This window comes from Nitrosospira sp. TNL300 (assembly GCF_055385915.1).
This window is the reverse complement of record NZ_AP041005.1, coordinates 2,858,756-2,884,692: the sequence shown is the minus strand read 5'-3', so window position 1 is coordinate 2,884,692 and position 25,937 is coordinate 2,858,756. Positions and strand designations below refer to the sequence as shown.

At 52.8% G+C, this 25,937-nt stretch carries 18 protein-coding genes; 9 read left to right on the top strand and 9 right to left on the bottom strand.

What is annotated here, in order from left to right; genetic code table 11:
- Positions 1-39: 39 nt before the first annotated feature.
- The 7 genes from ACZ5BW_RS13210 to ACZ5BW_RS13180 all read right to left on the bottom strand — a co-directional run bounded on the left by ACZ5BW_RS13210 (position 40) and on the right by ACZ5BW_RS13180 (position 7,942).
- Positions 40-972: a hypothetical protein gene (locus ACZ5BW_RS13210; protein WP_464540703.1), complete on the bottom strand. Its 933-nt coding sequence runs from the start codon at positions 970-972 to the stop codon at positions 40-42.
- Positions 973-1,165: 193 nt separating this feature from the next.
- A complete protein-coding gene (locus ACZ5BW_RS13205; protein WP_464540700.1) occupies positions 1,166-2,362 on the bottom strand; it encodes a septal ring lytic transglycosylase RlpA family protein in 1,197 nt (398 codons plus the stop codon).
- Positions 2,363-2,367: 5 nt separating this feature from the next.
- Positions 2,368-3,468, bottom strand: a complete 1,101-nt coding sequence (gene rodA, locus ACZ5BW_RS13200) for a rod shape-determining protein RodA (RefSeq protein ID WP_464540698.1) — start codon at positions 3,466-3,468, stop codon at positions 2,368-2,370.
- Positions 3,461-5,401, bottom strand: a complete 1,941-nt coding sequence (gene mrdA / locus ACZ5BW_RS13195) for a penicillin-binding protein 2 (RefSeq protein WP_464574168.1) — start codon at positions 5,399-5,401, stop codon at positions 3,461-3,463. The genes rodA and mrdA overlap by 8 nt, the downstream gene beginning before the upstream one ends.
- Complete coding sequence (gene mreD / locus ACZ5BW_RS13190; protein ID WP_464540694.1) at positions 5,398-5,919, bottom strand: rod shape-determining protein MreD; 522 nt, start codon at positions 5,917-5,919, stop codon at positions 5,398-5,400. The genes mrdA and mreD overlap by 4 nt, the downstream gene beginning before the upstream one ends.
- Positions 5,916-6,788: a rod shape-determining protein MreC gene (gene mreC, locus ACZ5BW_RS13185; protein WP_464540692.1), complete on the bottom strand. Its 873-nt coding sequence runs from the start codon at positions 6,786-6,788 to the stop codon at positions 5,916-5,918. Before mreC ends, mreD begins: the two co-directional genes overlap by 4 nt.
- A gap of 95 nt (positions 6,789-6,883) precedes the next feature.
- Positions 6,884-7,942: a rod shape-determining protein gene (locus ACZ5BW_RS13180; RefSeq protein ID WP_464540690.1), complete on the bottom strand. Its 1,059-nt coding sequence runs from the start codon at positions 7,940-7,942 to the stop codon at positions 6,884-6,886.
- 111 nt (positions 7,943-8,053) lie between these two features.
- Here ACZ5BW_RS13180 and gatC point away from each other — a divergent pair, with 111 nt between their 5' ends.
- From gatC to ACZ5BW_RS13145, 7 genes are all read left to right on the top strand, one after another.
- Positions 8,054-8,341 carry an Asp-tRNA(Asn)/Glu-tRNA(Gln) amidotransferase subunit GatC gene (gene gatC / locus ACZ5BW_RS13175; protein ID WP_464540687.1) on the top strand — a complete coding sequence of 96 codons (288 nt, stop codon included), beginning with the start codon at positions 8,054-8,056 and terminating at the stop codon, positions 8,339-8,341.
- Between the two features lie 104 nt (positions 8,342-8,445).
- A complete protein-coding gene (gatA, locus tag ACZ5BW_RS13170; protein ID WP_464540685.1) occupies positions 8,446-9,897 on the top strand; it encodes an Asp-tRNA(Asn)/Glu-tRNA(Gln) amidotransferase subunit GatA in 1,452 nt (483 codons plus the stop codon).
- A 91-nt stretch (positions 9,898-9,988) separates the two neighbouring features.
- The gene (gene gatB, locus ACZ5BW_RS13165; protein WP_464540683.1) at positions 9,989-11,479 is read left to right on the top strand and encodes an Asp-tRNA(Asn)/Glu-tRNA(Gln) amidotransferase subunit GatB; all 1,491 of its coding nucleotides are present in this window, start codon (positions 9,989-9,991) and stop codon (positions 11,477-11,479) included.
- A 4-nt stretch (positions 11,480-11,483) separates the two neighbouring features.
- A complete protein-coding gene (locus ACZ5BW_RS13160; RefSeq protein ID WP_464540681.1) occupies positions 11,484-11,768 on the top strand; it encodes a hypothetical protein in 285 nt (94 codons plus the stop codon).
- 380 nt (positions 11,769-12,148) lie between these two features.
- Entirely contained in the window at positions 12,149-12,469 is a 321-nt protein-coding gene (locus ACZ5BW_RS13155; RefSeq protein WP_464540679.1) for a hypothetical protein, read from the top strand.
- Positions 12,470-13,189: 720 nt separating this feature from the next.
- Complete coding sequence (locus ACZ5BW_RS13150) at positions 13,190-13,579, top strand: hypothetical protein (RefSeq protein ID WP_464540677.1); 390 nt, start codon at positions 13,190-13,192, stop codon at positions 13,577-13,579.
- Complete coding sequence (locus ACZ5BW_RS13145; protein WP_464540675.1) at positions 13,563-13,835, top strand: type II toxin-antitoxin system RelE family toxin; 273 nt, start codon at positions 13,563-13,565, stop codon at positions 13,833-13,835. Before ACZ5BW_RS13150 ends, ACZ5BW_RS13145 begins: the two co-directional genes overlap by 17 nt.
- A 158-nt stretch (positions 13,836-13,993) precedes the next feature.
- Here ACZ5BW_RS13145 and msrA read toward each other — a convergent pair whose 3' ends face one another.
- Positions 13,994-15,334, bottom strand: coding sequence for a peptide-methionine (S)-S-oxide reductase MsrA (gene msrA, locus ACZ5BW_RS13140; RefSeq protein WP_464540672.1), 1,341 nt, complete (start codon positions 15,332-15,334; stop codon positions 13,994-13,996).
- A gap of 643 nt (positions 15,335-15,977) precedes the next feature.
- On the opposite strand from msrA, the gene ACZ5BW_RS13135 reads away from it, so the two are divergent.
- Complete coding sequence (locus tag ACZ5BW_RS13135) at positions 15,978-23,888, top strand: toxin TcdB middle/N-terminal domain-containing protein (RefSeq protein WP_464540670.1); 7,911 nt, start codon at positions 15,978-15,980, stop codon at positions 23,886-23,888.
- Between the two features lie 639 nt (positions 23,889-24,527).
- Positions 24,528-24,842, top strand: a complete 315-nt coding sequence (locus ACZ5BW_RS13130; protein ID WP_464540668.1) for a hypothetical protein — start codon at positions 24,528-24,530, stop codon at positions 24,840-24,842.
- Between the two features lie 210 nt (positions 24,843-25,052).
- On the opposite strand, the gene ACZ5BW_RS13125 is transcribed toward ACZ5BW_RS13130, so the two are convergent.
- Positions 25,053-25,793, bottom strand: a complete 741-nt coding sequence (locus tag ACZ5BW_RS13125; RefSeq protein ID WP_464540666.1) for a pteridine reductase — start codon at positions 25,791-25,793, stop codon at positions 25,053-25,055.
- Between the last annotated feature and the right edge of the window lie 144 nt (positions 25,794-25,937).

Genomic DNA, 25,937 nt, shown 5'->3' with positions numbered 1-25,937 from the left:
GCCATCCTGGTGGCGGTGCATCAGTGAGCACTTAGGGCCTCACGCGCTTTGTTCCAGGAGGGTACAGAGATAGTGTACCGCCTCATCCCCGGCGTGGTTGTACCGAACCTTCGCGTCATAATACAGGGCTATAACCGCGGATACGCTGTCCTGATAGATTTCGAACCCATCCACATCTGCTTCACGAAAGAAAAATTTTCCATCCATCGCGGTGACATCTTCGGTCACGGAGCCGCGTTCTCGCGGATTATCTTTTTCAAATTCCTGCAAGTGTTCGTTGTGCATTACAAAGTCATCAGAAACGGTGAAACAACCATTTTCCTCGACTGCGTGGATCAGGCACGACAGCAGCAGGACAAGCCTTCTCCTGTCGAGTCCCGATACTTGCTCCCGGGCTTGCCGGCGCACATAATCATCCGGGTACATCAAACGATCCACCACTGCGTTGATTACCGCATCTTCCATGGCAAAAAAAGACCACGCATAGCGCGGCACAACGGTAACGATAGTGGCATCTGCCTTCAGTGTCTCGATAATGGGCTCAATTTTTTCCTGCTGTCTTTCATCGTCGGTACAAAGCAGCAGGAAATACCTTTCCAGCAGCGCGTCGTAATCTTTCTGCAATTCGCGAATCTGAGCGCCTATTTTTGACGCCTGATTATCACCTGCCGCCAATTCATCGCTCGAGATCAGGCGCATCCCGATGAACCGGTCCGTACCTCCTGAAAGAGATTCGCTCGAGTATCTCATCCCTATGTCCGTTCCGCTCTCTCCTGCGCGCCAGAGGTACCAGGTCAGGGGAATATACTTATCGAAGGAGGTGAAGATACGTTCCGCTTTGGCATAAAACCGGCCATATAGATCCTGACAATTTACGTGACAGAAGCCCTGAGTATCCGCAGGCTGCGCTCGTGCATGACTGACCAGTTCTGCAAGAATCGTTGCCGGCGTAACCTGATCCCTGATCTGCATTTATCCGTCCTCATAACCGTGAATAGGAATTGCCCGAGCAAAACAGCCGCTTACATACCATTCTGCCCGCCTGAAGCGGAAAATTAAAGCGGAAAGTTCAAATCGGGAATCCTTCTACCGCTGCTTGGCTGCCAGCAACCGCCGGACAGGGAGCAGGTTTTGCGCCGCTCCGCGGTGAAGAGAGATGTACGGCTTACCGCCTCAGCAGCACCGGCCTGATAGACAGCGCTTCGGCGATTTTGTCCGCATCCTTTCTGGCCAGGACACGGTCTGGATAAGGACCCGCATGGACCTTGAACAGGCCGTCCTTTGCAACGATATCCAGGCTGGTCATCAGCGACGGTAATTCATTTCGCATCCGGACGATAAAATTATCCGCATTGTCATACGCATTGAAGGCCCCCAACTGCAGGTAGATCCCCGCAGGAACGGCAGCAGGTGTTTCAGGAGATGGGACAGCGGCGCCATTTCCGGTATGGCTGGCGGCAGGCGTATCAGCTACTGCCGGCGCAAAAGCAGCCTGAAACAGACCCGGCTGCGCTTCAGTGGACTCCGTTTCGGTAGTAATCACTACTGATTGGTCAGCTATGGTTCCTGTCTCCCCATTTGGACTAGCAGGAGAGCCGGATGGAGACCTGGAAGTGCGGGATGTTGAACCTGGATACTGGGCAGGGGCTGCTGCGGCAAGCCGCGTGAAACTACCCGTTCCGGGCACAATGGATTCCACTTCGACCAGGCTGCTGCCCCCACCCAGTACATCCAGTTTGTATGCAGCCGTATAGGAAAGATCAATGAGGCGACTGGAGAGGAAAGGCCCTCTGTCATTGACACGCACCACCACGGATTTTCCGCTCGCCACGCTTGTCACGCGTACGTAGCTCGGAATGGGGAGGGTGGGATGTGCGGCCGTCATGGCATACATATCATAGACTTCCCCCGAAGCAGTCTTCTGCCCGTGATAGCGGCGCCCATACCAGGACGCCATTCCCCGCGTTTTATAGCGCTCGTGACGTGTCATCGGTTTATACCGTTTTCCGAGAGCCGAATAAGGCCGCATGGTGGAGGCGCGCAGAGGTTCTTCTCGGGGAACGGCATCAGGAATCAGATGGAGATCGGCAGGCGGATTGTCACCGGGACCATCATCCAGATAATAACCGCCTTTTTTCTTGCCGCCAGGCAGAGTGGAGGCCGATGAAGGCGATGAAGGCTTCGCGTTCTTCTCCTCACTTTTCTCCAGCTTGAAAAAGGTGCCGCAACCGGTAAGCAAAACGGGGATGGCCAGTACAGCCATCCAGGTGGCACATCGCCTGGCAATCGGTCGCGCTGCTGACTGCGTAGTTGGCCGCGCAGTTGACTGTAAGGGGAGCCGGCAGGCAGGGTCTGTATCCATAAGTATCACGTCTTAACAAGCTTCGGATGAGTCTGGATACTCATCAAAATACCAAATCCCAGCAACATTGTCACCATTGATGTGCCGCCATAGCTGATCAGGGGCAAAGGCACCCCTACCACGGGCAGAATGCCGATGACCATGCCCATGTTGACGAAGATGTAGGTGAAGAAAGTCAGCGTGATGGAGGCGGCGATGAGGCGGGTAAACTGGGTTGAAGCGTTGGCGGCAATCACCATCCCGCGGGCGATGAGAGTCAGATACAACAGCAGCAGCAGCAAATTACCGAGCAGACCGAATTCTTCGGAGAATACCGCGAAGATGAAATCAGTGCTTCTCTCCGGCAGGAACGCAAGATGGGTCTGGGTGCCTTGCTGCCAGCCCTTGCCCAGCACGCCCCCGGAGCCGATGGCAATAGTGGATTGAATGGTATGGTAGCCGGCGCCGAGCGCATCCTGCGCCGGGTCAAGAAGCGTCATGACGCGCTTGCGCTGATAATCATGCAACATGGACCAGAGCAGCGGAAGGCTTGCTCCCCCCGCAATCGCCACCGTCGCCATGATGCGCCAGGATAACCCGGAGAAGAACAGGACATAAAAACCGCTCGAGGCAATGAGCAGCGCGGTTCCAAGATCAGGCTGGCGCAGGATCAACAGTACCGGAGCCAGCAGCAGCAGGGTGGCCACGCCGTAATCCCGCAGCCGCAAGGTTGTCTCGTGCTTGTCGAAGTACCAGGCCATCATCAGCGGCACGGCAATCTTCATCAGTTCGGAAGGCTGGATGCGGGTTACGCCCAAGTTCAGCCAGCGCCTCGCGCCATTGTTGACCTCTCCGAACAGCGCGACACAGAGCAGCAGGAAAAGGCCGACCGCGTATAACGGTACGGCGATCCGCATGATATGCTCCAACGGAATGTTGGCCACCAGCCACATCACGCCAAGCGCGACCAGCATATTGATCGCCTGACTCGTGACGCGCGCGCTATTGGCATCCGTTGCGCTGAAAAGCGTGATAAGTCCCGTTGCCATGAGCAGGAGAATTCCGCAAAGCAGAAACCCATCGATGTAGCGCGTAAAGTAGTGCCCTGCGTGCGGGAGTCTAGCCATGCCCGCCCCCCCCGTCCTGCTGGTGCTCCTCATCCTCCTCTTCGTCCACCTGATCGACAGGCTGCGCAGCCGCTTCCTTAGGCAGTTTACCCAGCAGATAGTAATCCATCACTACACGGGCAATCGGTGCCGCTGCCGCACCGCCATGGCCACCGTTTTCCACCAGTACGGACAGTGCGATTTTGGGGTTTTCAGCGGGGGCGTAGCTTACAAAAAGCGCATGATCACGATGCCGTTCATTGAGCTTGCTTTCCTCATACTTTTCCCCCTGTTTTACCCCAACCACCTGCGCAGTCCCCGTTTTTCCGGCAAAAGTATAAGCAGCACCTGCACCGGCAACCGCGGCTGTTCCGCCCGGCCGGGTTACATCGACCAGCGCATTATGTACCGCCTTCAAATTGGCGGGGTCCAGCTTGAGCCGGTACAGCGGACTTGTGCCAAATTCACGTACGACCCGGTTGTTGCTGTCCAGGACCTGCTTGACGAGATGGGGACGGAACGCAGCGCCATTGTCGGCGAGAACAGCGGTTGCAAATGCCAGTTGCAGGGGCGTGGTCAGATTATAACCCTGCCCAATCCCGACAGAAATCGTATCGCCGGGAAACCATTTCTGTTTATGTCGTTCCATTTTCCATGCCTGGGAGGGCAACAGGCCGGCGACTTCGCCTTCGATATCGATCCCGGTTTTTTTTCCCAACCCGAACTGACTGGTAAAATTGTAGATATTATCGATCCCGAGGTCATGAGCCAGTGAATAGTAATAGGTGTCGCAGGAGATAACCAGCGATTTGTGCAGGTCCACGAGACCGTGACCGCCGGCTTTCCAGTCTCGAAAACGGTGGGTGCTTCCGGGCAGGCTGAAGTAGCCGGGATCGCTGATCGCGCTTTCCGGCCAACGCTTTTTGAGTTCCAGGCCAGCCAGAGCCATGAAGGGTTTGAATGTCGAGCCCGGTGGGTACAACCCGCGCAAAGCGCGGTTGTTCAGCGGTCGGTCGATGGAATTATTCAGCAATTCCCAATTCTCCGTGTCGATCCCGTCTACGAAAAGATTCGGATCGAACCCCGGTCTGCTCACGAATGCGAGTACGTCTCCCGTTGCCGGTTCTATGGCGACAAGTGCACCGCGCCGGTCGCCAAACGCCTTTTCCGCGACTTCCTGCAATTTGGAATCGAGCGATAGCTTGAGATTCCTGCCCGCAGTCGGCGGCGTGCGGGATATGACGCGAATTGCACGGCCGGCTGCATCGGTTTCCATCTCCTCGACTCCGGTGATGCCATGCAACTCTCTCTCGTAGCTCTGTTCGATGCCGATTTTCCCCATTTGCTGGGAACCGCGGTAATTGGCGAGTTCGCTGTTAGCCTCCAGTCGTTCCAGATCCTTGTCATTGATGCGCCCTATGTAACCCACCACATGAGAGGCGAGCTCGCCTTTGGGATACTGGCGGAACGGCCGCGCCTTGATTTCCACTCCCGGAAAGCGATAGCGGTTGACAGCGAAGCGGGCGACCTCCACGTCCGATAGTCGCGTGCGGATAGGCAAGCTTTCGATTCTTCTGTTCTCCTCCATCAATTTCTTGAACCGCTTGCGGTCACGCGCAGATATCTCCACTACCGTCGTCAACTCGTTGATGAGGCGCTCGAGATTCCCGATCCTGCTCGGAACGATTTCGAGCGTGTAGGCAGAATAATTATGAGCGAGCACGACGCCATTGCGGTCAAAAATCAGGCCGCGGTTGGGAACGATCGGCGCAATGGAGATGCGATTGGCTTCCGCCAGGGTGTGATAGTGTTCACGCTGAGAAACCTGCAGGTAAAAGAAGCGTGCGAACAGCAGCAGGAAGAGCAGCAGCATGAAGCCGGCGCTTATCGCCAGCCGCAGGCGGAAATTTTGTAACTCACGCGAGTAGCTTCGAAGCTCGATTCTGTGATTCATCTTGCATCGGAAGCAGACCAGAGTTTCTGTGGTGCCCTCAATATGGCTGAGAGAAGCGGCCACAGTAACATGCCGACAATGCTGCCAAGAAAGAAGTTCCAGCCGGGAAAAGGAGAACCGGCAAAGAGGGCGGCAAGAAGTGTGACGATCTGTCCTGAAAGCAGAACCAGTCCTATCTGGGGAGCTTGTTTATACCCGTCGAAGATGCCCACGCGTCGGTTGAAGACCAGTGCCATGAACGCCATTACACTGTACCCAAGCGCGTGCTGCCCGAAAGTGCTGGCATTGCTGAGATCCATGAGCAGACCCATCCAGAATGCCATGCCGATGCCGACACGCTGGGGTTCGTTGACATACCAGTAAAGCATCACCAACGCGACAAAATCGGGCTGCAGCGTCCGCGCAGTGCCTGTCAGCGGTATGAGATTCAGGAGTAGCGCCACGATCAGGCTGAGCATAATAAACCAGCCTTTGACCGGCATCAGGATTTCGTGCCTGGGTGAGTTAGTGAGCGTCACTGTCTTCTCGCTTCCTGGCGTGACTTCATTTTGGTCGCTTCTGCTGGCGTGGAAAGGATTAACAGTTGCCGGTTCTGATTCACACCGGAAGCAGGCGTGCAGGTGATGCGCGCAAAGATATAGTTGGGATTACGGTCGATCTGGGATACTACAGCAACGGGAAGCCCCGGAGGATAGACGCCATCTATCCCGGATGTAACCAGCGCGTCCCCTTCCTGAATGTCAGTGTTGATTGCCATATACCTCAACTCCAGTACTCCTTCCCTGCCGGTGCCTGATATGATGGAACGCAGGCCATTGCGTACCACCTGCACAGGAACGGAATGGTCTCTGTCCGTGAGGAGAGTCACTTCCGAGGCCAGCGGGTAATTGCGGGTAACCTGTCCCACTACGCCGATATCGTCCACGACGGCCTGGCCCGCCTCGATTCCGCTCCTACTGCCCTTGTCAAGCAATACCTTGCGATTGAATGGATCATGCGGCACGCGCAGGATTTCCGCCACCGTTGCCTTGTTTTTAATACGTTGCGTCGCATTCAGGAGCTTGCGCAGCTGGGTATTCTCGGCTTCCAGCGCACGCAGCCGGAGGAGCTGGCCTTTGTCAACGAGATGCTGCTGCTTGAGATGCGCATTTTCCTCCGCTATCTCGCTATGCTGGAAGAGTTCGCTTGCGGCATCGTACATCGACATAGGCACCTGAGCCAGTTTCTGCAGCGGATAAACTATCACGGAGAAAATTTCCCGCGCGCCGCCGAGATATTTGAATCGGCTATCCAGTGCCATCAGGAGCAGTGACAGTATGACAAAGAAAGCCGTTCGAGCCAGTAAACTGGGGCTATGCCTGAAAAACCGGGGGGAGATTTCTATCATGTGCGAGATTTTATGTTCCCGATTTTCAGGTACTGGAAGGTACAGTGCATTGAAGGCGATAGTGAAAGCTGGCAGTAGCGCAGCTGCAAAGGTTATCAGTCACTGGCGAATATGCCAACCAGTTGATCCATGTTTTCCAGTGCGATCCCTGATCCACGCACGACGGCAGTTAGAGGGTCTTCTGCGATGATAACGGAAAGCCCGGTTTCCTCCATGAGCAGCCGGTCGATGTCGCGAAGCAGCGCGCCTCCGCCCGTGAGCACCAGGCCTTTTTCGGCGATATCGGCTCCGAGTTCAGGCGCCGTATGCTCCAGTGCGGATTTGACGGCGCTTACAATGTTGTTCAATGGCTCGGTCAGTGCTTCAAGCACTTCATTGCTCGAAATGGTAAAGCTGCGTGGAATACCTTCTGCCAGATTACGGCCCTTGACTTCCATCTCGCGTACTTCCGATCCCGGAAATGCGGAGCCGATTTCCTTTTTGATCAATTCGGCGGTTACTTCACCGATCAGCATCCCGTAATTGCGGCGTATGTAGTTGATGATGGCCTCGTCAAACTTGTCTCCTCCGACGCGTACCGAGCTCGAATAAACGACACCCCCCAGCGAGATCACACCGACTTCGGTCGTGCCGCCACCTATATCGACCACCATGGAGCCGGTCGCTTCATCGACCGGCAGATTGGCGCCGATGGCAGCCGCCATCGGTTCCTCGATCAATTCCACCTTGCGGGCGCCCGCCCCATAAGCCGCTTCGCGAATGGCGCGGCGCTCGACCTGGGTCGAACCGCAGGGTACGCAGATGACAATCCGCGGGTTGGCGGAAAACAGCCGCGGAGGATTTACCTTTCTGATGAAGTGCTTCAGCATCTGCTCCGTAACGGTGAAATCCGCAATGACGCCGTCTTTCATTGGCCGGATGGCCGCGATGTTGCCCGGCGTGCGTCCGAGCATCTGCTTGGCAGCCAGCCCTACTTGCTGGATGATTTTCTTGCCGCTGGGACCCCCATCCTGGCGTATCGCTACCACTGAGGGTTCATTGAGGACAATGCCTTGGCCGCGCACGTAGATCAGAGTGTTTGCCGTTCCCAGATCTATCGCCATGTCGGTCGAAAAGTAACCCTTCAATACACTGTTATTTAAAAAATTAAGCATGATTTACGGAATCCGTCGCGGAGGATAGTGATTAAAAGCAGGTGAAAAGAATCGGGCTATGATACTCTATTAGCTATTTGAATATAAGGGTTATAAAGGATTTCGCCGGAAATGTCTCTGTCTCTGGATGATGTGAAACGTGTTGCAAATCTGGCGCGCATCGAGATCAGCGAAGATGAGGCGCGCAAGACATTGGCCCAGTTATCAGGCATATTTGGCCTCATCGAGCAGATGCAGGCAGTGGATACCTCGGCGATCACCCCCATGTCGCACGCGCAGGATGTGATGCAGCGTCTGCGAGCAGATGAGGTCACGGAAATCGATCAGCGCGAACTGTTCCAGTCGGTAGCTCCCCAGGTAGAAGCGGGACTTTATCTGGTGCCTAAAGTTATTGAATAACGCCACGCAGGATCTCTGCGGGCCGCTCCCCTGTAATTCCTATTCTCCTTCCAGGAGTCTTTTCACGTTTTGCTTCATTTTGCTTCATCCAGCGAAAACCAGCCATGTTGAACGCCAGCCTCAAGCAACTTTCCGCGATGCTTGCCGCAAGGAAGATTTCCAGCGTTGAGTTGACCAGCGAATTTCTCAAGCGTTCCCGGGCGCTTAATCCCGCATACAATGCCTTCATCACTCTCGATGAAGAGACGAGCCTCGCCCAGGCGCAGGCTGCGGATACCTTGATTGCATCCGGGCGCGGTCAATCACTGACCGGCATTCCCATTGCACAAAAGGATATCTTCTGTACCAAGGGCTGGCTCACTACCTGCGGGTCGAAAATGCTGTCGAATTTCATCTCGCCCTATGACGCCCACGTGATCGGGCGCTTCAATGCCGCGGGTGCGGTCAATATTGGCAAAACCAACATGGACGAATTCGCCATGGGTTCCAGCAATGAAACCTCTTTTTACGGACCGGTAAAAAATCCCTGGGATACCGCGGCCGTGCCAGGGGGAAGTTCCGGCGGTTCCGCCTGCGCAGTGGCAGCACGCATGGCGCCTGCTGCGACCGGCACGGACACCGGTGGCTCAATCCGGCAGCCGGCGGCGTTATGCGGCATTTCGGGTCTCAAGCCGACATACGGGCTGGTATCGCGCTATGGCATGATAGCCTTCGCATCCAGTCTCGATCAGGGTGGACCGATGGCTAAATCAGCGGAAGACCTGGCGCTGATGCTCAACGTCATGGCAGGCTTCGATGCCCGCGATTCAACCAGTCTCGAACGCGAACAGGAAGATTACACGCGCGACCTGGAAAAGCCGCTCGAAGGTCTGCGCATTGGCCTGCCGAAGGAGTATTTCGTCAAGGAAATAGACGAGGATGTGGCACGCGCGGTAGAAGCTGCCATCGGCCAATATCGCAAGCTGGGAGCCAAAACGGTGGAGGTGTCGCTGCCCAACACGAAGCTTTCGGTCCCGGTTTATTACGTGCTTGCTCCCGCCGAAGCTTCGAGCAATCTGTCGCGCTTTGATGGCGTACGCTACGGCTATCGTGCTCCCGATTATCTGGATCTCAATGACATGTATCGGAAAACCCGTGCACAGGGCTTTGGCGCAGAGGTGAAACGCCGCATCCTGATCGGCACTTATGTGCTGTCGCATGGGTATTATGACGCGTACTACATCCAGGCGCAGAAGCTGCGCCGCCTGATGGCGCAAGATTTCGCCGAGGCATTCGAGCAGTGCGACGTCATCATGGGGCCGACTTCCCCTACCGTGGCATTCAACCTCGGAGAGAGAAGCAGCGATCCGGTTCAGATGTACTTATCCGATGCCTACACCATTGCAGTCAATCTGGCAGGCCTGCCCGCCATGTCCATTCCGGTTGGCTTCGGGCATAAAAACAGACCGGTTGGATTGCACATTATCGGCAATTATTTTGCCGAGGCACAAATGTTGAACGTGGCGCATCAATATCAGCTTGCATCAGATTGGCATACGCGGATGCCAGGGGAGTAGGGGAGCAGATTTGGTCAGTTGTGGCGAGTGCCTCAGTTCAAACTGCTACTCGTCTCTCTAAAGCATCTGTATCAGAAAAGGGTATTTTAAAATGCAATGGGAAACCGTTATCGGTCTTGAAGTTCATGCCCAGCTCTCGACCGAGTCCAAAATATTCTCCGGCGCTTCGACCGCTTTTGGCGCCGCGCCCAACGCGGAAGCCTGCGCTGTCGATCTCGCGCTGCCCGGTGTGCTGCCGGTATTGAATCGCGGCGCGGTGGAGCGTGCAATCAGGTTTGGCCTGGCAGTGGGAGCAAAAATCAATTCACCTTCTATTTTTGCCCGCAAGAATTATTTTTACCCTGACCTGCCCAAGGGTTATCAGATCAGCCAATACGAATTGCCGGTGGTCGAGGGGGGGCACATCCAGCTTCAGATCGTCCAGGATGGAAAGGAACAGGAAAAAACCGTCCGTCTCGTGCGGGCACACCTGGAGGAGGATGCCGGCAAGTCGTTGCACGAGGATTTTCACGGCATGAGCGGCATCGATCTCAATCGCGCCGGCACACCTCTGCTTGAGATCGTTTCCGAACCGGATATGCGCAGCAGCGCCGAAGCCGTGGCGTATGCAAAGATACTGCATTCGCTCGTCCGCTGGATCGGCATCTGCGATGGAAATATGCAGGAAGGTTCCTTTCGCTGCGATGCCAACGTATCCGTGCGGCCGCAGGGGTCGGATAAGCTCGGTACCCGCTGCGAAATAAAGAACCTCAACTCGTTCCGTTTTCTCGAGAAAGCAATCGATTACGAGGCCAGGCGGCAGATCGAAATCCTCGAAGACGGGGGGGCCATACAGCAACAGACGCGCCTCTTCGACCCGGAAAAGGGTGAAACACGCGCGATGCGAAGCAAGGAAGACGCGCAGGATTACCGCTATTTTCCCGACCCGGACCTGCTGCCGCTCGAGATTTCCGGGAGCTGGATCGAGGAAGTGAAGAAAGAACTGCCCGAACTGCCGCAGCAAATGCGAAGCCGGTTCGAGCATGACTATGGGCTTTCCATGTACGATGCGCTCGCGCTCACCGCCGATCGCGACAACTCGGAATATTATGAGGCAGTCGCGGGAAAACTTCCTTCCGACCCTAAACTGTGCGCAAACTGGGTAATGGGGGAAGTATCTGCCTACCTCAATAATGAAGGGAAGTCGTTCGATGTCTGTCCGCTATCTCCTGCACAGCTTGCCCAACTTCTTCTGCGCATCAAGGATGGAACCATCTCTGGAAAGATCGCCAAGGATGTGTTCAGGCAGATGTGGACGCAGGCGAGTGCGGAGAGCATTTCGTGGAAGAATCGCAAGGAAGTGGATGAGAGCCTTGCAGACCGGATCATCGAATCACAGGGGTTGAGACAGATATCCGATTCAAGCGCATTGGAGAAATTGGTACAGGAGGTGCTGGCAGCCAATCCGAAATCGGTGGAGGAATTCAAGGCGGGCAAGGAAAAAGCCTTCAATGCCCTGGTCGGTCAGGTGATGAAGGCCGCCAAGGGCAAGGCGAATCCAGCACAGGTGAATGAGATATTGAGGAAGAAACTGACGGAATAGGTCAATGATTGGACTGGACGAACCGGGAAACGAGCAGGAATGCTTTATCCGCACCCTGATAGAAGCACTTGCCAGTCCCATAGTCCCATGGAATGGATGCCGGGTCAGGCCCGGAATGACGGGATTCATAATATTTTCTGGCCGGGTCAATAACAGTCTTCCCTGCTGCCTGCTATTGCCGTATTACCATTACGCAGCGACCGTCACTCCAGCGAACATCGTTCGCCGCCTCAAGCTTCGTCAGCCATTCTTTCCGAATCTCAGAAGAAATTCCTTGAAGGGAACCTAGCTGATCAATAAGTGTCTACACAGTATTATCACAAAAAAATAACAATTTCTTAACAATACAGCTATGATAAACGTATCTTTCACCACAAGGAGAAAGGGCGATGAAAATGGGAAAACTTCTTACTGTTTCATATTTTCTGGGTATGACGGTAGCACTGGTGGCGGCAGCGTTCCTCTGATCTTGAGACCGCGACGGGGAAGGACTCCTCCTCCTGTAACCCCTGAATGGTCCGGATTGTAACTGCTGGCAGCACACCCCATCCGCTTTCATAGGGATGGGGTTTTTGCTGTAAAGCCGGCAGCCAATGAGTAGCCGGATGACTACCTGTTTGAAGGTTTACCAGCCCATCACTCTACTTCGCCCAGAAGAAAATTTATTTAATGAAACTAGCCATTATCACTACTGCTGTTGCGATATCGAGTACTGTGATTGCCGCATGGGTATTGGCCGCAGCCCTGCGTCACAGCGTCTTTTTCTACACAGCGGACGGATATATGTCACCCAGAACCGCAGTACGCGTAGGCCTCATGAAAGATGAAGAAGCTTCATTCTCTGGCGGATTGGCGTTCAGAAAGACCGGCGGCGGTGGTTATGATTACCGGGAAGAAATGGCAATTGCCTTCATCGATCGAACAGGCCACACTGATATTGATTTGCTCGCCGAATGCGAACGTCTGGGGGATTGCGAATTACGAAAGTGAATGCGCCTTCTATCTCCTATGAGACGACAGACACGTTGCTGTAAATTCTGATGAAGGCCTGATGAATGAATGGTAAGGCTCTGTCCAGCGAGGGCTTCCACAGGGTTATCCCTGGATTCAGCGAGTTCCCGTGCTTCATCACAAGCATAAACCTTCCTGACTCCCGCTCGGCCTTGGCCTGATTATTCAGGGAATCTTCTTTCAAAACCCTTTACTGGCACTGGCCTTATGACCAGTTGACCAGTGCTGCCCTCGCTCTTCTATTCACAGAAAAGCAGTTCCAATATTGCCCACAATCCAGTAATACCTGAGCTTGACTTACCGAACAGGCGAAGTGAGTCGAGCCAGAGCAGGAGTAGAGGCGTGGGTAGAGAGCTCGGAGAAGCCTGGGGCAGAAATCAAAGAGAAGCTGGGACAGGGAGAACAGGGGCCAGGAGCGGGAGGCCTTGAGCCGGGTAGAGCATCAAGTACGTTTCCGCTTGCGCTCTGATCTCCTGAGCCTTCCCGGGCTTTCCAGTGATGTACTACACTATCATCCGAGATATCGAACACGTCACCCGGGAATATGCGCTGCGTTTTTTCCAATAAGCAAAAAATATCAGTCAATTTATAAGCTATCCACCGCGCGAACATTCTTTAATTTTTTTAATATATATAGCCCCTGAAAATCATGATATGGGGTCAGAGGATAATCACGATTGGCGGACAGGGGAAGGACAAATGACAGCTCAATATAAAAGGGTGGATAAAATGAAAGAAGAACTCGACGCGTTGCGCAAATATCGGGATACGCTCCCGGCAGTTTTCAAATTCAACCGCCAGGAGCCGGTGGCACGAAATCAAGAAGACCACATGAGCACCCGGCTTGAACCCGAAGTAATCAACGAGATCACCGTCCGTCTCGGTCCGGATATCGACGAGCGGCTAACCCGGCTCGTGGAGGAATACGGCCATAACAAGCAATATTATCTGATTGAACTCGCGCGAAACGGCATCGAGGCGCTGGAAGATGCGCTTGAAGCTGACCGGGTAGTCATGCTTTCCCGTCTCAAAGGCGAAAAGATGATTCCGCTTGAGGACATCATGAGGAAGTATGACATACAGGATTAGTTTCAATCCGGCTGCCCAACGGGATCTGGATAAGATCGACTCTCAAGCACGCCAGCGCCTTCTGAAATACCTGAACGAGCGCATCGTACTCCTGGAAGATGCGCACTGCCTCGGCGAACCCTTGCTTGCTTCTCAATTTTTCGGCTACTGGCGCTACCGTGTCGGAGATTACCGGATCACCTGCGACATCCAGGACGAAGAGTTGCACATTCTCGTCGTGAAAGGGAGCAATCGGCGCGTGGGTGGCGTTGGCTAACTTCAACTACATAAGGAATTTTTGCTCTTATCAGAATGAAAAGGGCGGTGAACAACAAGCTATTCCGCTATTGCCCCGGTTGCTGAATGTGAGCGCCGCGGGGGCTGCCAGTTGCATAAAGAATTTGCGATGTGACTCATGTATGGAGGTGGATTTATTTATTGGTCCGCGACGAATTTCAGGACGTTTCCGTTGATGCAATAGCGCTTGTGGCTGGGTGGCGGTCCGTCATGAAATAGGTGGCCGAGATGAATGCCGGAGCTTGCGCTCCGTACTTCAATTCGTTTCATGCCGTGAGAGTTGTCTTCGTGCAGGGTAACGGCGCCTTCCACGGGTTCAAAGAAACTGGGCCACCCCGTTCCGCTTTCAAATTTGCTATTGCTGTAAAAGAGGGTTGCGCCTGTGACAGGGTCGACAAATCTTCCCGGACGCTTTTCATCCAGATTGGACGCGGTAAAAGGAGGCTCGGTACCTTGCTTGAAGGCGATCTTCTGCTGCTCGGGCGACAGCAGTTGAAAGCCCAGCCATTTCCAGAAATTGGATTTCTCGCCGTTGTATCCTGTATAGCGAGCAACCTCCTTGCCGTTCTTGAACAGCACGATGGTGGGTGCGGCGAACAAGGGCTTTTCCAGATTCCAACCGCTGGGCGGATTCGAGTTCAACGTCCTGGCAATCGGCACTTCCGCTTGCCAGTGGCTCACTATGTCTTTTTCGAAGCGCTCGCAAAATTCGCAATGCTCGGCCTCGAACGCCACCAGTTGCCGGGCAGGATTCAGATCGTCGCTCTTCAGGGGCTCCGCGCCCGGTTTGGACGCCGCCAGGGCTGAAGAAGTCCCGGAGGAGATCGAGGATGCATGCGTCTGCGCAACTTTCCTGGCTGAACCGGGGTATTTCACTCCGGTACCACCCAGGCCGCAATACCCATCGGGGTTCTTTTTCAGATAGTTCTGGTGATATTCTTCAGCGGTGATGTAATTCTTGAGTGGCAGGATCTCAGTGGTGATTCTGCCGTAACCCGCAGCATCGAGTGCTTTTTGATAAGCAGTCCGGGTTGCCAGTCCCGCAGCCTTCTGGCTCTCATCATGATAATAGATCGCACTGCGATAATTACTGCCGATATCGTTCCCCTGGCGGTTGCCCTGGGTGGGGTCATGGCTCTCCCAGAATTTGGCCAGCACTGTTTCCAGCGTTACCTGGGCTGGATCGAAAACCACCTTGACCACTTCCGCATGATTGCGCGCTGTAGTTTTACCGGTGCGAAGCGCTCTTTCATGATTCAGGATGTCCTGGTAACCAGCGCCGGAAAGGTCGCCACCTGCATAACCGCTTTCCACGTCGACGACCCCGGGAATTTCTCCCATGCGTTTCTCCGCACCCCAGAAGCATCCCATCCCTAGAACGACGTAATCCGTTGCCTGGCCCGGTGTCGTGATTTTTTCCACTGCATATGCACCCATAATAATACCCAAGGCCGCTGCCATAGCTACAACCCTTTTCATTTCAAGATGCCCCCTTAAATCCTGATCATAAGATCTCGATCTCGTTTTCTACTCCCAAATACTTCCAAGCTGTTCCCTTCAATCGTCATCTACCATTAGAACAGGTAATGCCAAGGCATGGCCCATCCAGCATATCCATTGATCTCATGAAAACGTTTGCATATCACATGGAAGCAGTGAGCCTATCCATGAATTTGAAACCTGAAATGAAAATAAATTCCCCTGAGTATGAAGGTCGGCGGGGAGGGCGGCAGCGTCTGCGGTGAAGGGAAGCCAGTTACTCAGTCTTTTTGATATTGCTCAGAAATCATTTGCTCTCACACGCTCTCTTAATGCTGTGATAGGGAGTCGATCATAAATCAAACTGATGTCTATTGAGAGGCTTTTAGGAGGATTAAACTACCTCTCACTGGGGCTAGGGCTAGTGAGAGATCGATCTTTCGAGAGAGGAGGCAGACGTGAAGCTGAGATCAAGGGCGTGATCCGCCTGATTTCGTTTTCTGATCTTGGTGAATTGGTAGTAGTCCAAACCTCAACAATGGCCTCTTGATAATATTGAAAAAGCGTCTAAAAATGAATATGGAGGTAGTAATTAATCATTGTGCGTTATTGCGGCTGCCCAGTGTTTCTTATTCTATAAGCCATGATTGCTCTCTTCTCTCTTATTCCTTTGTTATTGACAACGGTAGCGATGGCTCTGGCTCTGTTAATGCCGTCATTTTGCTTGGCCGATCCCACGAGCGCTCCAGGAGAAGTAGCTGAAGGAATCTTTGGAGAGAGCTCCACGGGTCGAGGAGAAGTGGATAGTAGGTCAGGCGCCATGACTTATAACTATCGTTTTGATTTGGCCGGGGCGCGGGGACGGCCTCAGCCAAGGCTCACATTGACTTACAACTCCTTCACCCGCGATCGTGAGGCGGGCTTTGGTTGGGGACTTGATTTGCCCGTAATAGAGCGTAAACCCCTTTCAGGCAATCCGTGTTTCACTAAGGAGGGTGAGCCAATTGCCTGTGGTGAGCGTCGAACAAAAGACGAGTCTGGTGCCCTCGTTACCGAAGAACGCTACACTTTTAATGGACAACCGCTTGTCTTCATCTGCCGCTTGCCGGGCGGGACGAAACCTAACGATCCCGAATGCGGCGACAAAAACGACCAAAAGCAACCCGATTGGACTCATATTCCGGATTGGAAATCGGGCGACGGGTGGCGATATTATCGGCTTCAAGTTGAAGGCCAGTTTGCGCGTTTTTACCTTTCAAGGGATAGAAAGTATTGGCGAGTGCAACTCAAAGGAGGGGAAGTACTGGAATTCGGCCACGCCAACGGCAGCGGTGTAGAGCATGTTGGGGACAATAAGAAGGCCATTATCCGTTGGCATCTCTTTCGTCATCTCGACGAACTACATTCGTCGGGTGGCGTACCCAACTATGTTGAGTACCGATGGAAAAAACTTGGCAAGCGAGGACTGTTATACCTGACGGATATCTTCGACACGCCTCGGGCTGATGGTCAAGGCGACGATAAGGGTTTTGCTCATCATACCCAACTATTTTGGGAGTTTCCAGATTTTCCCCAGACATTTTATGCTGATTCATACAAGGCAACACCCGACCTTCGCCTCTACCGGGTCGCCGTAACTAGTATGCCGTGGTCCGGTACTGGTCCTCGCGAAGTCATGCGATCGTATCGGCTCTATTATTTTCCCACCCAAGGTGTCTCTCCTTTAAAAGTAGGAACTGAATCAACAAATTTAACTTATCTACTCTGGCATCACTCGTTCCTTAGAGAGATTAGTATGCAAGGGCGGTGTGAACAAAAACAATTTGAGGATGCGAACGGCGATATTCCGCCTGAATCAGCGTGTAGGTCCCCTGATGATAAAGCGCGCGGGATAATGAGGGGTAATGTCTTACCTTCAACAACTTTTGAGTATAAAAGGAACGCTGTTGGTAACTTTGGTGTTGCTTTCTTGAGCAAGGTGGAAGGGAAGCCCCCTACCCCCTTTGATGAAAATCGCGTGCTCCCTTACCTAAACAGCGTAGGTATAGTCGATTTTAATTTGGATGGATTTCCCGACATTGTACAGAGTTGGAATACGGAACATTGTCCGGGCAATCTGATCAACGAAGATAGTATAGGTGATAACAATAGCATCGAGATTAACGCACAATCCGGACTTCTAGAATGCAAGCAAAGCTTTGACGAAGGGCAGTTGATGGTACCCTTTCAGAGCGCACGCCCGATTACAGGCTATATCAATAAAGGATGGTCTCTCACCCAAATCAATCTTTCCTATCAATGCATGGACGCCGGGGGAACTGGCGTAACGGATAGGTCTCTTGGCCTAACCGTCGATGTAACAGGTCTGACTCACTTTAACGCGGGACGCCCCCCTGGTTTTCTTTCTAATAGAGGAGGGGCAACGCTCGTAGGGAAATGGAGTGAAGGCGTCGTCGCTTGGAGCAACGCGCAATTCGCACCCTTTCGTGCCAAGCCTCTCATGATGGGAGTGATGGGATATGCCACCACCCTTGGCAACACGCCGAGCAGTACTGCTTTGGCCGGTGGTTCTGGATGTGACCCCGACAATTTCGTGGAAAAGGACTTCCACCCTGCCTGGAAATGGGAAAAGGCACAGGTGGATTACGATTGGGCACAGCTTGCCCTTAATGATCCCGATTTCACACTCTCTACTACCAGTAATTATGGCTCAAGGCCCCCGCGCTGGTTTGCAGATATTGATGGGGATGGCCTCGTCGATCGCTTGGTCGGGACTGGCAAAAGCGCCTCCCCCGATTTGGAAATCGCATACGTGGAATCGACACGTCGTTATGCAAAAGACGGACCTTTGCCTGTCGGTTACAGTAACGCTCCAGCGGAGATTCCCTTCGTTTACGATGGAAAAAACGACGCTATAAGTTTAGCCCCAGCGGTAAAGCCCTCGGAAAAAAAAGCCTATTGTGGGGACAAGCTACCCGACCCTGCGATTGGAACTGTGCACCCGGAGGATTTACTTGTCCCCCCCGATCCTGCAACGGGGAAATCGGCAGAATGGATGTGTAGTTATTATACGAAGTTTTCTTACGTCGACATCAATGGCGATGGTTTTGTCGACCTCGTCACACACAACCCTGCAGATACCGGGGGACCTATGGTTCGGCCAGGAAATGGAACCGGCTATTTTGGATGTGTGGATGCTCTTCAACCGTGGCCCTGTAAAAGGCTACCTCCTGAGCCCACTTCTGCTTACGAGATCCAAACGCTAGGGACCGTCAGGCCCTGGCCTTTTACACCAGAGACGTTTTTCCACGATGTAACCGGAGACGGCTTAGCTGACATCATACGGTATGACATGGAAACAGGAGGGGTATATCTATGGGTTAATCAAGATGGCAACACGTTTGCGTGTTTATTAGAAGGCTGCGGAGTTTTTATTGTATGGAATGAGCAAAAGGGCTCAAGGGATATAGGTCCACACAAGATAACTTTTGCTGACATGGATGCGGATGGCCATGACGACATCGTAATTCTTACGAACAAAGGGGCTTATATCGGTCATTTTATGAAAAGCGCGGGCGCGTACTACCCGCTTGACCGAGGAGAGGCCCCGCAGACAGGGTTACTTATTCGTATCCGTAATGGATATGGGGCCACCACGGATGTGCAATACGAGACGATTCAACATCTAGATATGAAAGTACGAGATACACCAGCTGCGTGGAGCTATCATTCACCTTTGATACAAAGTGTTGTAACAAAGATCGCCGTCGTCGACAGCCCAAGCGAGGACAACAGATGGAGCTCAAAGCGAGCACCATTCCCTTTCCGCTTCGATTATGTTTCTAAGTATTTCTACAAGGATCCCGCCTATGATAGGTGGTCGCGGAGTTTCGTAGGATTTCGAAAGGTCGCGGTGCACCGAGGAGACGAAGACGCGGTAACAGCGACAACCTATTGGTTCGGGCCATGCCAAAACAATGGATTAAACGCTCGGCTGGCAGGCGCGGAATATTCTCCGCTCTGTCCTCAGGGCAGCGATGACGACGAGTACAAGTCGTGGGCGGGGCATATCGCACGTATTGATCGGATGAGCTTCGATCGGTGGTCGCAAGGGCTTGTATCGACTCAACCGGGGGGAGAGTCTCACCGGGAGCGGGTGGACCCTTTGCGCGTGAGACAGGATTCCCTTCTTTGGACAAAGACTTTCGAGTACGCTCGCTATAACCTTTACGAGCGATCCGATCGGCACGTGTCCTATGCATACCCAACCAAGATAGATACCTACCTCTACGACGACGCAAAACCGGCAGTAGGAAGTGGTACCCAGAAATTGGTAGACGGCGGTGACGATCTGGAGAACCCTAGTAGGCAGCCGGGAATTCGCAGGCACTTACGGCAGTCCGTCGAACACGACAAGCACGGGAACGTTAAAAAAATTGTTCAAGAAGGAGCTGTTAAGGATGAGTTGGGTGATGAAGCAGATCCAGTCTCGATCACCCTTTTCTCTCCAGATCATCCATATGATGCAGACGGACCAACTGGTCCAGACGATTCTCCCGCGACGATTCCCTGTAATGCCAATTGGCAATGTCTACCAAGATATGTATCGGTTTGGGATCCGAAACGGCCATTTAATACACCTTTGAGAAAGTGGAGGTATAGCTACACTAGGGCTGGAGATATTCAGTCCGTTGAAGGCTGGCTCGATCAGGCCCAGGCGCTAGAGCGACATCATGCTGTCCCCGGCGCAGGCTTCGCGCCAACTGCTCCAAATCAATCGTTGAAACTTGGTTGGCATTTGCTCAGCACGATAACTTACGACACTGTTGGCAATCTTAGTCGCCAATCTGATGGGCGATTGTCTGACGGCAGTCCGCTTCAATGCACGGGTTATGTTTACGATAGCCCTTATTTGCATTTGCCCATAACGGTTAATCGCTTCCATAAGGGATGCTCCGGGCAGGGGCTAGCCGAACAGCTGGCATACGATCGCGGGTTCGGGAAAGTGGTAAGTGTAACAGACCCAAATGGTAGCTCTAGCAGGATCGTCTTAGACTCTTTTGGACGAGCCATCAAGGTATATGCCCCCGCTCCGGATGCGCCTTTAACTGCGAGTCCAATCTTGGCGGCTACCTTTGCTTATTATGACTCCTCTCCACGGAGCTTCGTCGAGGCCCGGGGCTTAATCAGGGGCAGTATAGCTGCTCGGTCTGTAACAATCTTAAATGGCCTCGGAGAGCCGATCCTTAATTTTGACCGACAAGGGGATAAAGAATGGGTACTTAGCGGCTGGATGGCTAGGAATAGGGCGGGACAACCACAACAATTGCGACGCCCGTGGTTGTTTGTCGGCAACCCTCTCGATTTGGTATTTGTCCCGCTTTCGTCTGATCCTATTCCTGCTCCCCCTAGGAACTGGCTGAACCGAGTCCAGTACGACGGCTTTGGACGAGTAAAATCGGTATGGAAACAGGAAAACGCCATCTCGTACGAACTTCTACGAAATACTTATTTTCCTCTTACGGTTGAAAGCCGGGACGCTGAGCAAGTGAAGGTAGGCGGAGCACACGGGAACGCGCTGAGTCGTCTTGAACTCAACGGTTTTGGGCGATCAAAAAGAAGTATTGTACATATCGGCAATCCAACCTCCGAGGACGTAATTACCACTGTTGGCTACCTTCCTACAGGGGAGGCGAATGTGGTCACCCGCACACGTGCTGGAGGGGTTTATACGCGAGAACTGAAATACGATACGTTCGGGCGACTTGTACATAACCTAGAGCCCAATACTGGCAACAACTGGCGTTATGCCTGGGACGACGCCGGCCGCCTCGCTGGCACTAGCGATGCTCGGGGCTGCGGTGTTAATCTTTACTATGATGGGCTCGGGCGGGTTTTGGGGGAGGATTATTCCCCATGTCTGGCTGTTCATTCGCCCTACACCCCACCTAATCTGAATACCGGTTCAGGTCTCGAGGTCTTTTACCAGTACGACGCGTATGAGAGCGGTCAAATCAAGGCAGAACCTGGATTTGATGATCAGCCAAATTATGCATTGGGCAATCTTGTCGCTGTTCGTGATCGCGGCAGTCATACTCGTTTTAACTACGATGCTCGTGACAGAATTCGTCGTGTGTCCAGGCAAGTAGCAAAACCGGGAGCTGGGGGCGCGCCTACGTCATATGCCCCACGCTGGTATGCTACACGCCTCGATTATGCTTTAGACGATCAATTGGAGCGCCGCACCACGGGAGTGGATGAGCCAGCTCTGCTTATGAACGGGGCTAGTGAAGAAAGATATACTTACTTGCCATCTCGTCGCCTGCTGGGAATTGATAGTTCATACGGGCCCATCGTCAAGGAGATGTCGTACGACGTGGAAGGCGCTCCCACCCGTATTCTCTACGGTGATCCCTTGGGTACGACGGCAATGTTTGAATATGATGAAAGGCGCCGTTTAAAGAGATATACATTATCCAATCCTATCTCCCCAATACCCTATTTGAGGAAATGGATTGAAATCAATCATTTTGATTATCAGTATTCCTTTGATGATGTTGGCAATCCCCTTTCCATCGTTGATGCGACTAATCCTCTTTCATTTCTCGGGCTACCATCGCAGGCGAAACCGGTACTCAGACGGGACATGGCCTATGATGACCTGTATCGGTTAACTGATATAAGGTACAGCTATAGAGACAGTAGCGCCAATAACGCTTGGCAGTCTCCATTTGCGGCAGAAATTAATGCTAACGACAACCGTCCCATACCGCAGCGTGCGGTATCAAGTCGAATTTCCCATCAAACATTTCAGTATGACGGCAGCGGGAACGTCACTGGGTCGGAAGACGATCTCAAAACCCGTTACGATCGCTCATTGGGCACTGGATTAGGCTATGGTACAGCAACGTCCGGACCCCACCAGCTCCACACAGGCGCCGGTTTGACCGCGCAGTATGACAAGGCGGGCAATTTATCCGAACTCAAAATCGAGCGTCCTGGCGTATGTCCAAATGGCCAAGCAAGCAAATGCGCTCAGTGGTTTAAATACGATTGGGATGAAGTAGGACAGTTAGCGCGCGCTCGACGTTGGGATTTCAACGGCAACAAGTTACCAACGACGGTACCGCAAACCCAGCCTAGTTGGGACCTAAACTATGATTACTCGTTAGGTTCAAGGGTCCGTAAAAGTGCCCTAAATTCTACAGCCAACGCGACGCATACCCTTGACGTATTCGAGACTCTGCGCCTTGAACGTGTGGGATTTAAATCGGCCATTGGGGATTATGAGGTAAAACCGGAGAACGTTCATGCCTACGTAGGAAGAGCAGGGCATGTCTTCTGGGATCAGCAGAACAATTTACCTCATCAGAGCCCTTTTTCTCGAGTGGCGATGCATTTAATTATTGGGGATCACATAGGATCGAGTTCTACCGTGATTAATCACGCAACGAGCGAACTTGTCGAGAGGACATCTTACCAGCCCTATGGAGCAGTCGAAGGCGACTATAGACCAAGTAAGTGGAATACATTCCGCGAGCCGTATAAGTTTACGGGTAAGGAAGACGATATTGAGGTCGGTCTCACTTATTTTGGCGCCCGATACTACCAATCTAATCTGGGAAGGTTTCTGAGTCCTGATCTAGTGACAATTCATGGGTTGGGGAGCGATCTTAACCCATATGCCTATGTGAATGGGCGTGTAATGACTCATGTCGATCCAGGGGGGTTACAGAGTGAACCGAAGTCGCCAGTCGATTGTCCCCAAGGGGCTATTTGTTTTCCAGATGACACCATAACAGGGACCCCACCCAAACCGCCTGAACCGCCAATCGTACCAGAAGTTCTTATTGATGAAACAGCACGGCCAGCAGCCTCCTCTCCCTCTACAAGGGATATTACGTCGTTCGAACGGGAATACGCTCGGCCTAATAGAGATACTCTTAGGGAGGCTACCCCAGTTTTTCCGTTCTTCTTTCCAATGCCTCCCGAGTACATACGTCCTTTTCAGTCAGCGCCACAAGGGGCACCGCCTGGTCTAGATGTGCTTCGTCGACTAAACGGGCAACCAGGTGTAGGGGTAGCGAATTTCTCGCGTAATCAAGCACCGGGTACAGATGTACGAACGTTGACCATGCTAATGGCATCCTTGGCGGCATCGGTGGCTGCAGATGTTAGCTCAGTGGGGATGGTTGCTGCTCGTACGGGCCCAGGGATAGTTAAGTACTCTGCCAGTTTCGCAAGCACCCAACAATGGGAGCGCCATTTTCAAAAGCACGGAGCAGAGTTTGGTGCTAGAACGGCGAGCGACTATCTCGACATTGGGAGAGATATAATAGATAAGGGATATAAGGTTCAATATGCGTACAAAGGTGAAACGAGAGTTGGTTATATAATGTTCATGGGTAATAGTCGAAACGGTACTTCAAAATTTGGTTTTGTTGGAACAAACGCTGAAGGTTTTATTACCACGATTCATGTGGAAAGCGGTAACAGCTTTTGGAGGATGTTGAACGGAAGGTTGGAGAAGTTATTTACTCCCCTGATTAAGTGATCTAATGTCTTGCAGAGCCACAGTCCTACGGATTGACGACAATATCGAAGAGGAAGTAACCCTCCTCGTAAATGGTCTTAAGTTCGTATGTTTCGCAAATGTTTGCCCTTATCCTATTCGGGAAGGCAGCACCTATCCGGTTTCATTGAGCTTATTTATACTAGACGACTATCTTGTTAAGGAAACGGAAGAAACGGAATCGTCAATTGTCCAGCTTGACAGAGGGTTTTCGCACATTCTTACCGGCAGGCTGTCTGGGAACGTTTTAAATGTAAAAGAGGTTTTATTCCAAGACGACTTTTTGCGATCCGAATATGGATATCTAAATAATAAAATGATTTCTATAAAGGTCGATAGAATAGATGCGGAATTTCTTGTAAACGACACTGACATTGTATAGATGGGCCGACGGAACGAACAATAGCCGCGTTACGGGCATTGGCCGAGTGGTGATTTGGGTCAACGGCAAGGAGATGGCGACCGATGCTCGTCCGCGCGGAGCCGATTCGAGTGCTAAGTCGTTGTCGCTCGAATTGCGCTTTCCGCCTACAGCCGCTGGCTCAAGCCCGGAGAGAAGAACCGCATCGAGGTGATGGCCTACACAATGCAGAGGGCTATCTTGCTAGCCGCAAGGGGGAAGTGATCTACCAGCCTGAGGGCGAGGCCGCGTTGCCTGAAATTACGTTGCGGGCCATCATCGTTGGGGTCTCGGATTATGCCGGAGGAGATCAAATCGACCTGCGGTACGCCGCGAAGGATGCAGAAGACATCGCCAAGGCCGTTGAGCTGGGCGCGGATCGACTCTTTGGGGCCAAGCATGTGCGAGCGACCAGCCAAGCCAGCGCCAGCGAGCAGCCGACCAAAACCAACATCAAATCCGCCTTCGAGGTCTTGGCCGATGCCAAGCCCGACGACAGGCTTGGCTTTTATATTGATAAAATAGGTTATCGGTAATCACGCGATCGAAAAATTCCAGAGAATTCTTCTAAAATTTACCGAGTGTAATGACAGAAGAATATTTCTTCTCGCACTCGTGCCAGTCGAGCCTTTCATTTCGCTTCTTACCGTTACGCTTGCGTCTTATCCTCCAAGGCCGGAATTTTCAACAACTACACAGGGTTGGTATGAGAAGGATTTCGACGTCTAACGATTTTTGCAACCTTGCTACAGATTCACACTCCGCCCCCCATCTACGGCAATGATCTGGCCGGTGATGTAAGGCGCATCTGCAATCAGGAAAGCAACGGTCCGGGCAATGTCGTTCGGTTCCCCCGTTCGTTTCAGCAGGGTTCTGTCGATGATGTGCTGGCGTGAAGCTTCGTCTGCCCACGCACCCGCTTCCGGCCAGAGGATGGGGCCGGGTGAGATGCCATTTACCCGGACTTCCGGCGCAAATTCTTGCGCCAGCGATCGGGTCAGCGAGGCAAGTCCGCCCTTGGCGGCGTTGTATACCACGTAATTTTTGAGCGGCCATTCCGAATGAATGTCGACGATATTGACGATGCAGCCGTGCTGTTTTCTTAATTCGGGGGCCACCGCCTGGGATAGAAACAGGGGGGCTTTCAGGTTGCTTCCCATGAGGTCATCCCACATCTCTTCGGTGATTTTGCCCAGAGGGGTGGGGAAAAAGCTGGAGGCGTTATTGACCAGTGCATCGAGCTTCCCGAATCGCTCTACGGTTTCAGCTACCAGTTGTGGCAGGCGTGCAATATCCAGCAGGTCGGCTTGTACCAGGGCAACTGAACCGGGCCGCCTCTGGTTCAGTTCGGCCTGCAGTGCCTGCGCCTCCTCGATCGAGCTTCTATAATGCACGGCCAGATTTGCTCCCTGTGCGTGCAGGCGGCGGCAGGTGGCGGCGCCCACGCGCCTGGCTCCCCCTGTGACGAGTATCACTTTCCCATGCATCGCTATCTCCTCTACACTTGCGGATTGATTCGATTTTTCTTTTATTGCTGTCATGAAAATGGTTAGGGAATATCTCTGGATTCCCGCTTTTGCGGGTATGACGACGCTTCTGTTCGATGGCTGGCTCTATATCAAAGCGTAGCA

Coding starts and splice junctions, on each gene's coding strand:
- ACZ5BW_RS13210 (WP_464540703.1), bottom strand. CDS start 972: ATGCAGATCAGGGATCAGGTTACGCCGGCAACGATTCTTGCAGAACTG.
- ACZ5BW_RS13205 (WP_464540700.1), bottom strand. CDS start 2,362: ATGGATACAGACCCTGCCTGCCGGCTCCCCTTACAGTCAACTGCGCGG.
- rodA (WP_464540698.1), bottom strand. CDS start 3,468: ATGGCTAGACTCCCGCACGCAGGGCACTACTTTACGCGCTACATCGAT.
- mrdA (WP_464574168.1), bottom strand. CDS start 5,401: ATGAATCACAGAATCGAGCTTCGAAGCTACTCGCGTGAGTTACAAAAT.
- mreC (WP_464540692.1), bottom strand. CDS start 6,788: ATGATAGAAATCTCCCCCCGGTTTTTCAGGCATAGCCCCAGTTTACTG.
- ACZ5BW_RS13180 (WP_464540690.1), bottom strand. CDS start 7,942: ATGCTTAATTTTTTAAATAACAGTGTATTGAAGGGTTACTTTTCGACC.
- gatC (WP_464540687.1), top strand. CDS start 8,054: ATGTCTCTGTCTCTGGATGATGTGAAACGTGTTGCAAATCTGGCGCGC.
- gatA (WP_464540685.1), top strand. CDS start 8,446: ATGTTGAACGCCAGCCTCAAGCAACTTTCCGCGATGCTTGCCGCAAGG.
- gatB (WP_464540683.1), top strand. CDS start 9,989: ATGCAATGGGAAACCGTTATCGGTCTTGAAGTTCATGCCCAGCTCTCG.
- ACZ5BW_RS13160 (WP_464540681.1), top strand. CDS start 11,484: ATGATTGGACTGGACGAACCGGGAAACGAGCAGGAATGCTTTATCCGC.
- ACZ5BW_RS13155 (WP_464540679.1), top strand. CDS start 12,149: ATGAAACTAGCCATTATCACTACTGCTGTTGCGATATCGAGTACTGTG.
- ACZ5BW_RS13150 (WP_464540677.1), top strand. CDS start 13,190: ATGACAGCTCAATATAAAAGGGTGGATAAAATGAAAGAAGAACTCGAC.
- ACZ5BW_RS13145 (WP_464540675.1), top strand. CDS start 13,563: ATGACATACAGGATTAGTTTCAATCCGGCTGCCCAACGGGATCTGGAT.
- msrA (WP_464540672.1), bottom strand. CDS start 15,334: ATGAAAAGGGTTGTAGCTATGGCAGCGGCCTTGGGTATTATTATGGGT.
- ACZ5BW_RS13135 (WP_464540670.1), top strand. CDS start 15,978: ATGATTGCTCTCTTCTCTCTTATTCCTTTGTTATTGACAACGGTAGCG.
- ACZ5BW_RS13125 (WP_464540666.1), bottom strand. CDS start 25,793: ATGCATGGGAAAGTGATACTCGTCACAGGGGGAGCCAGGCGCGTGGGC.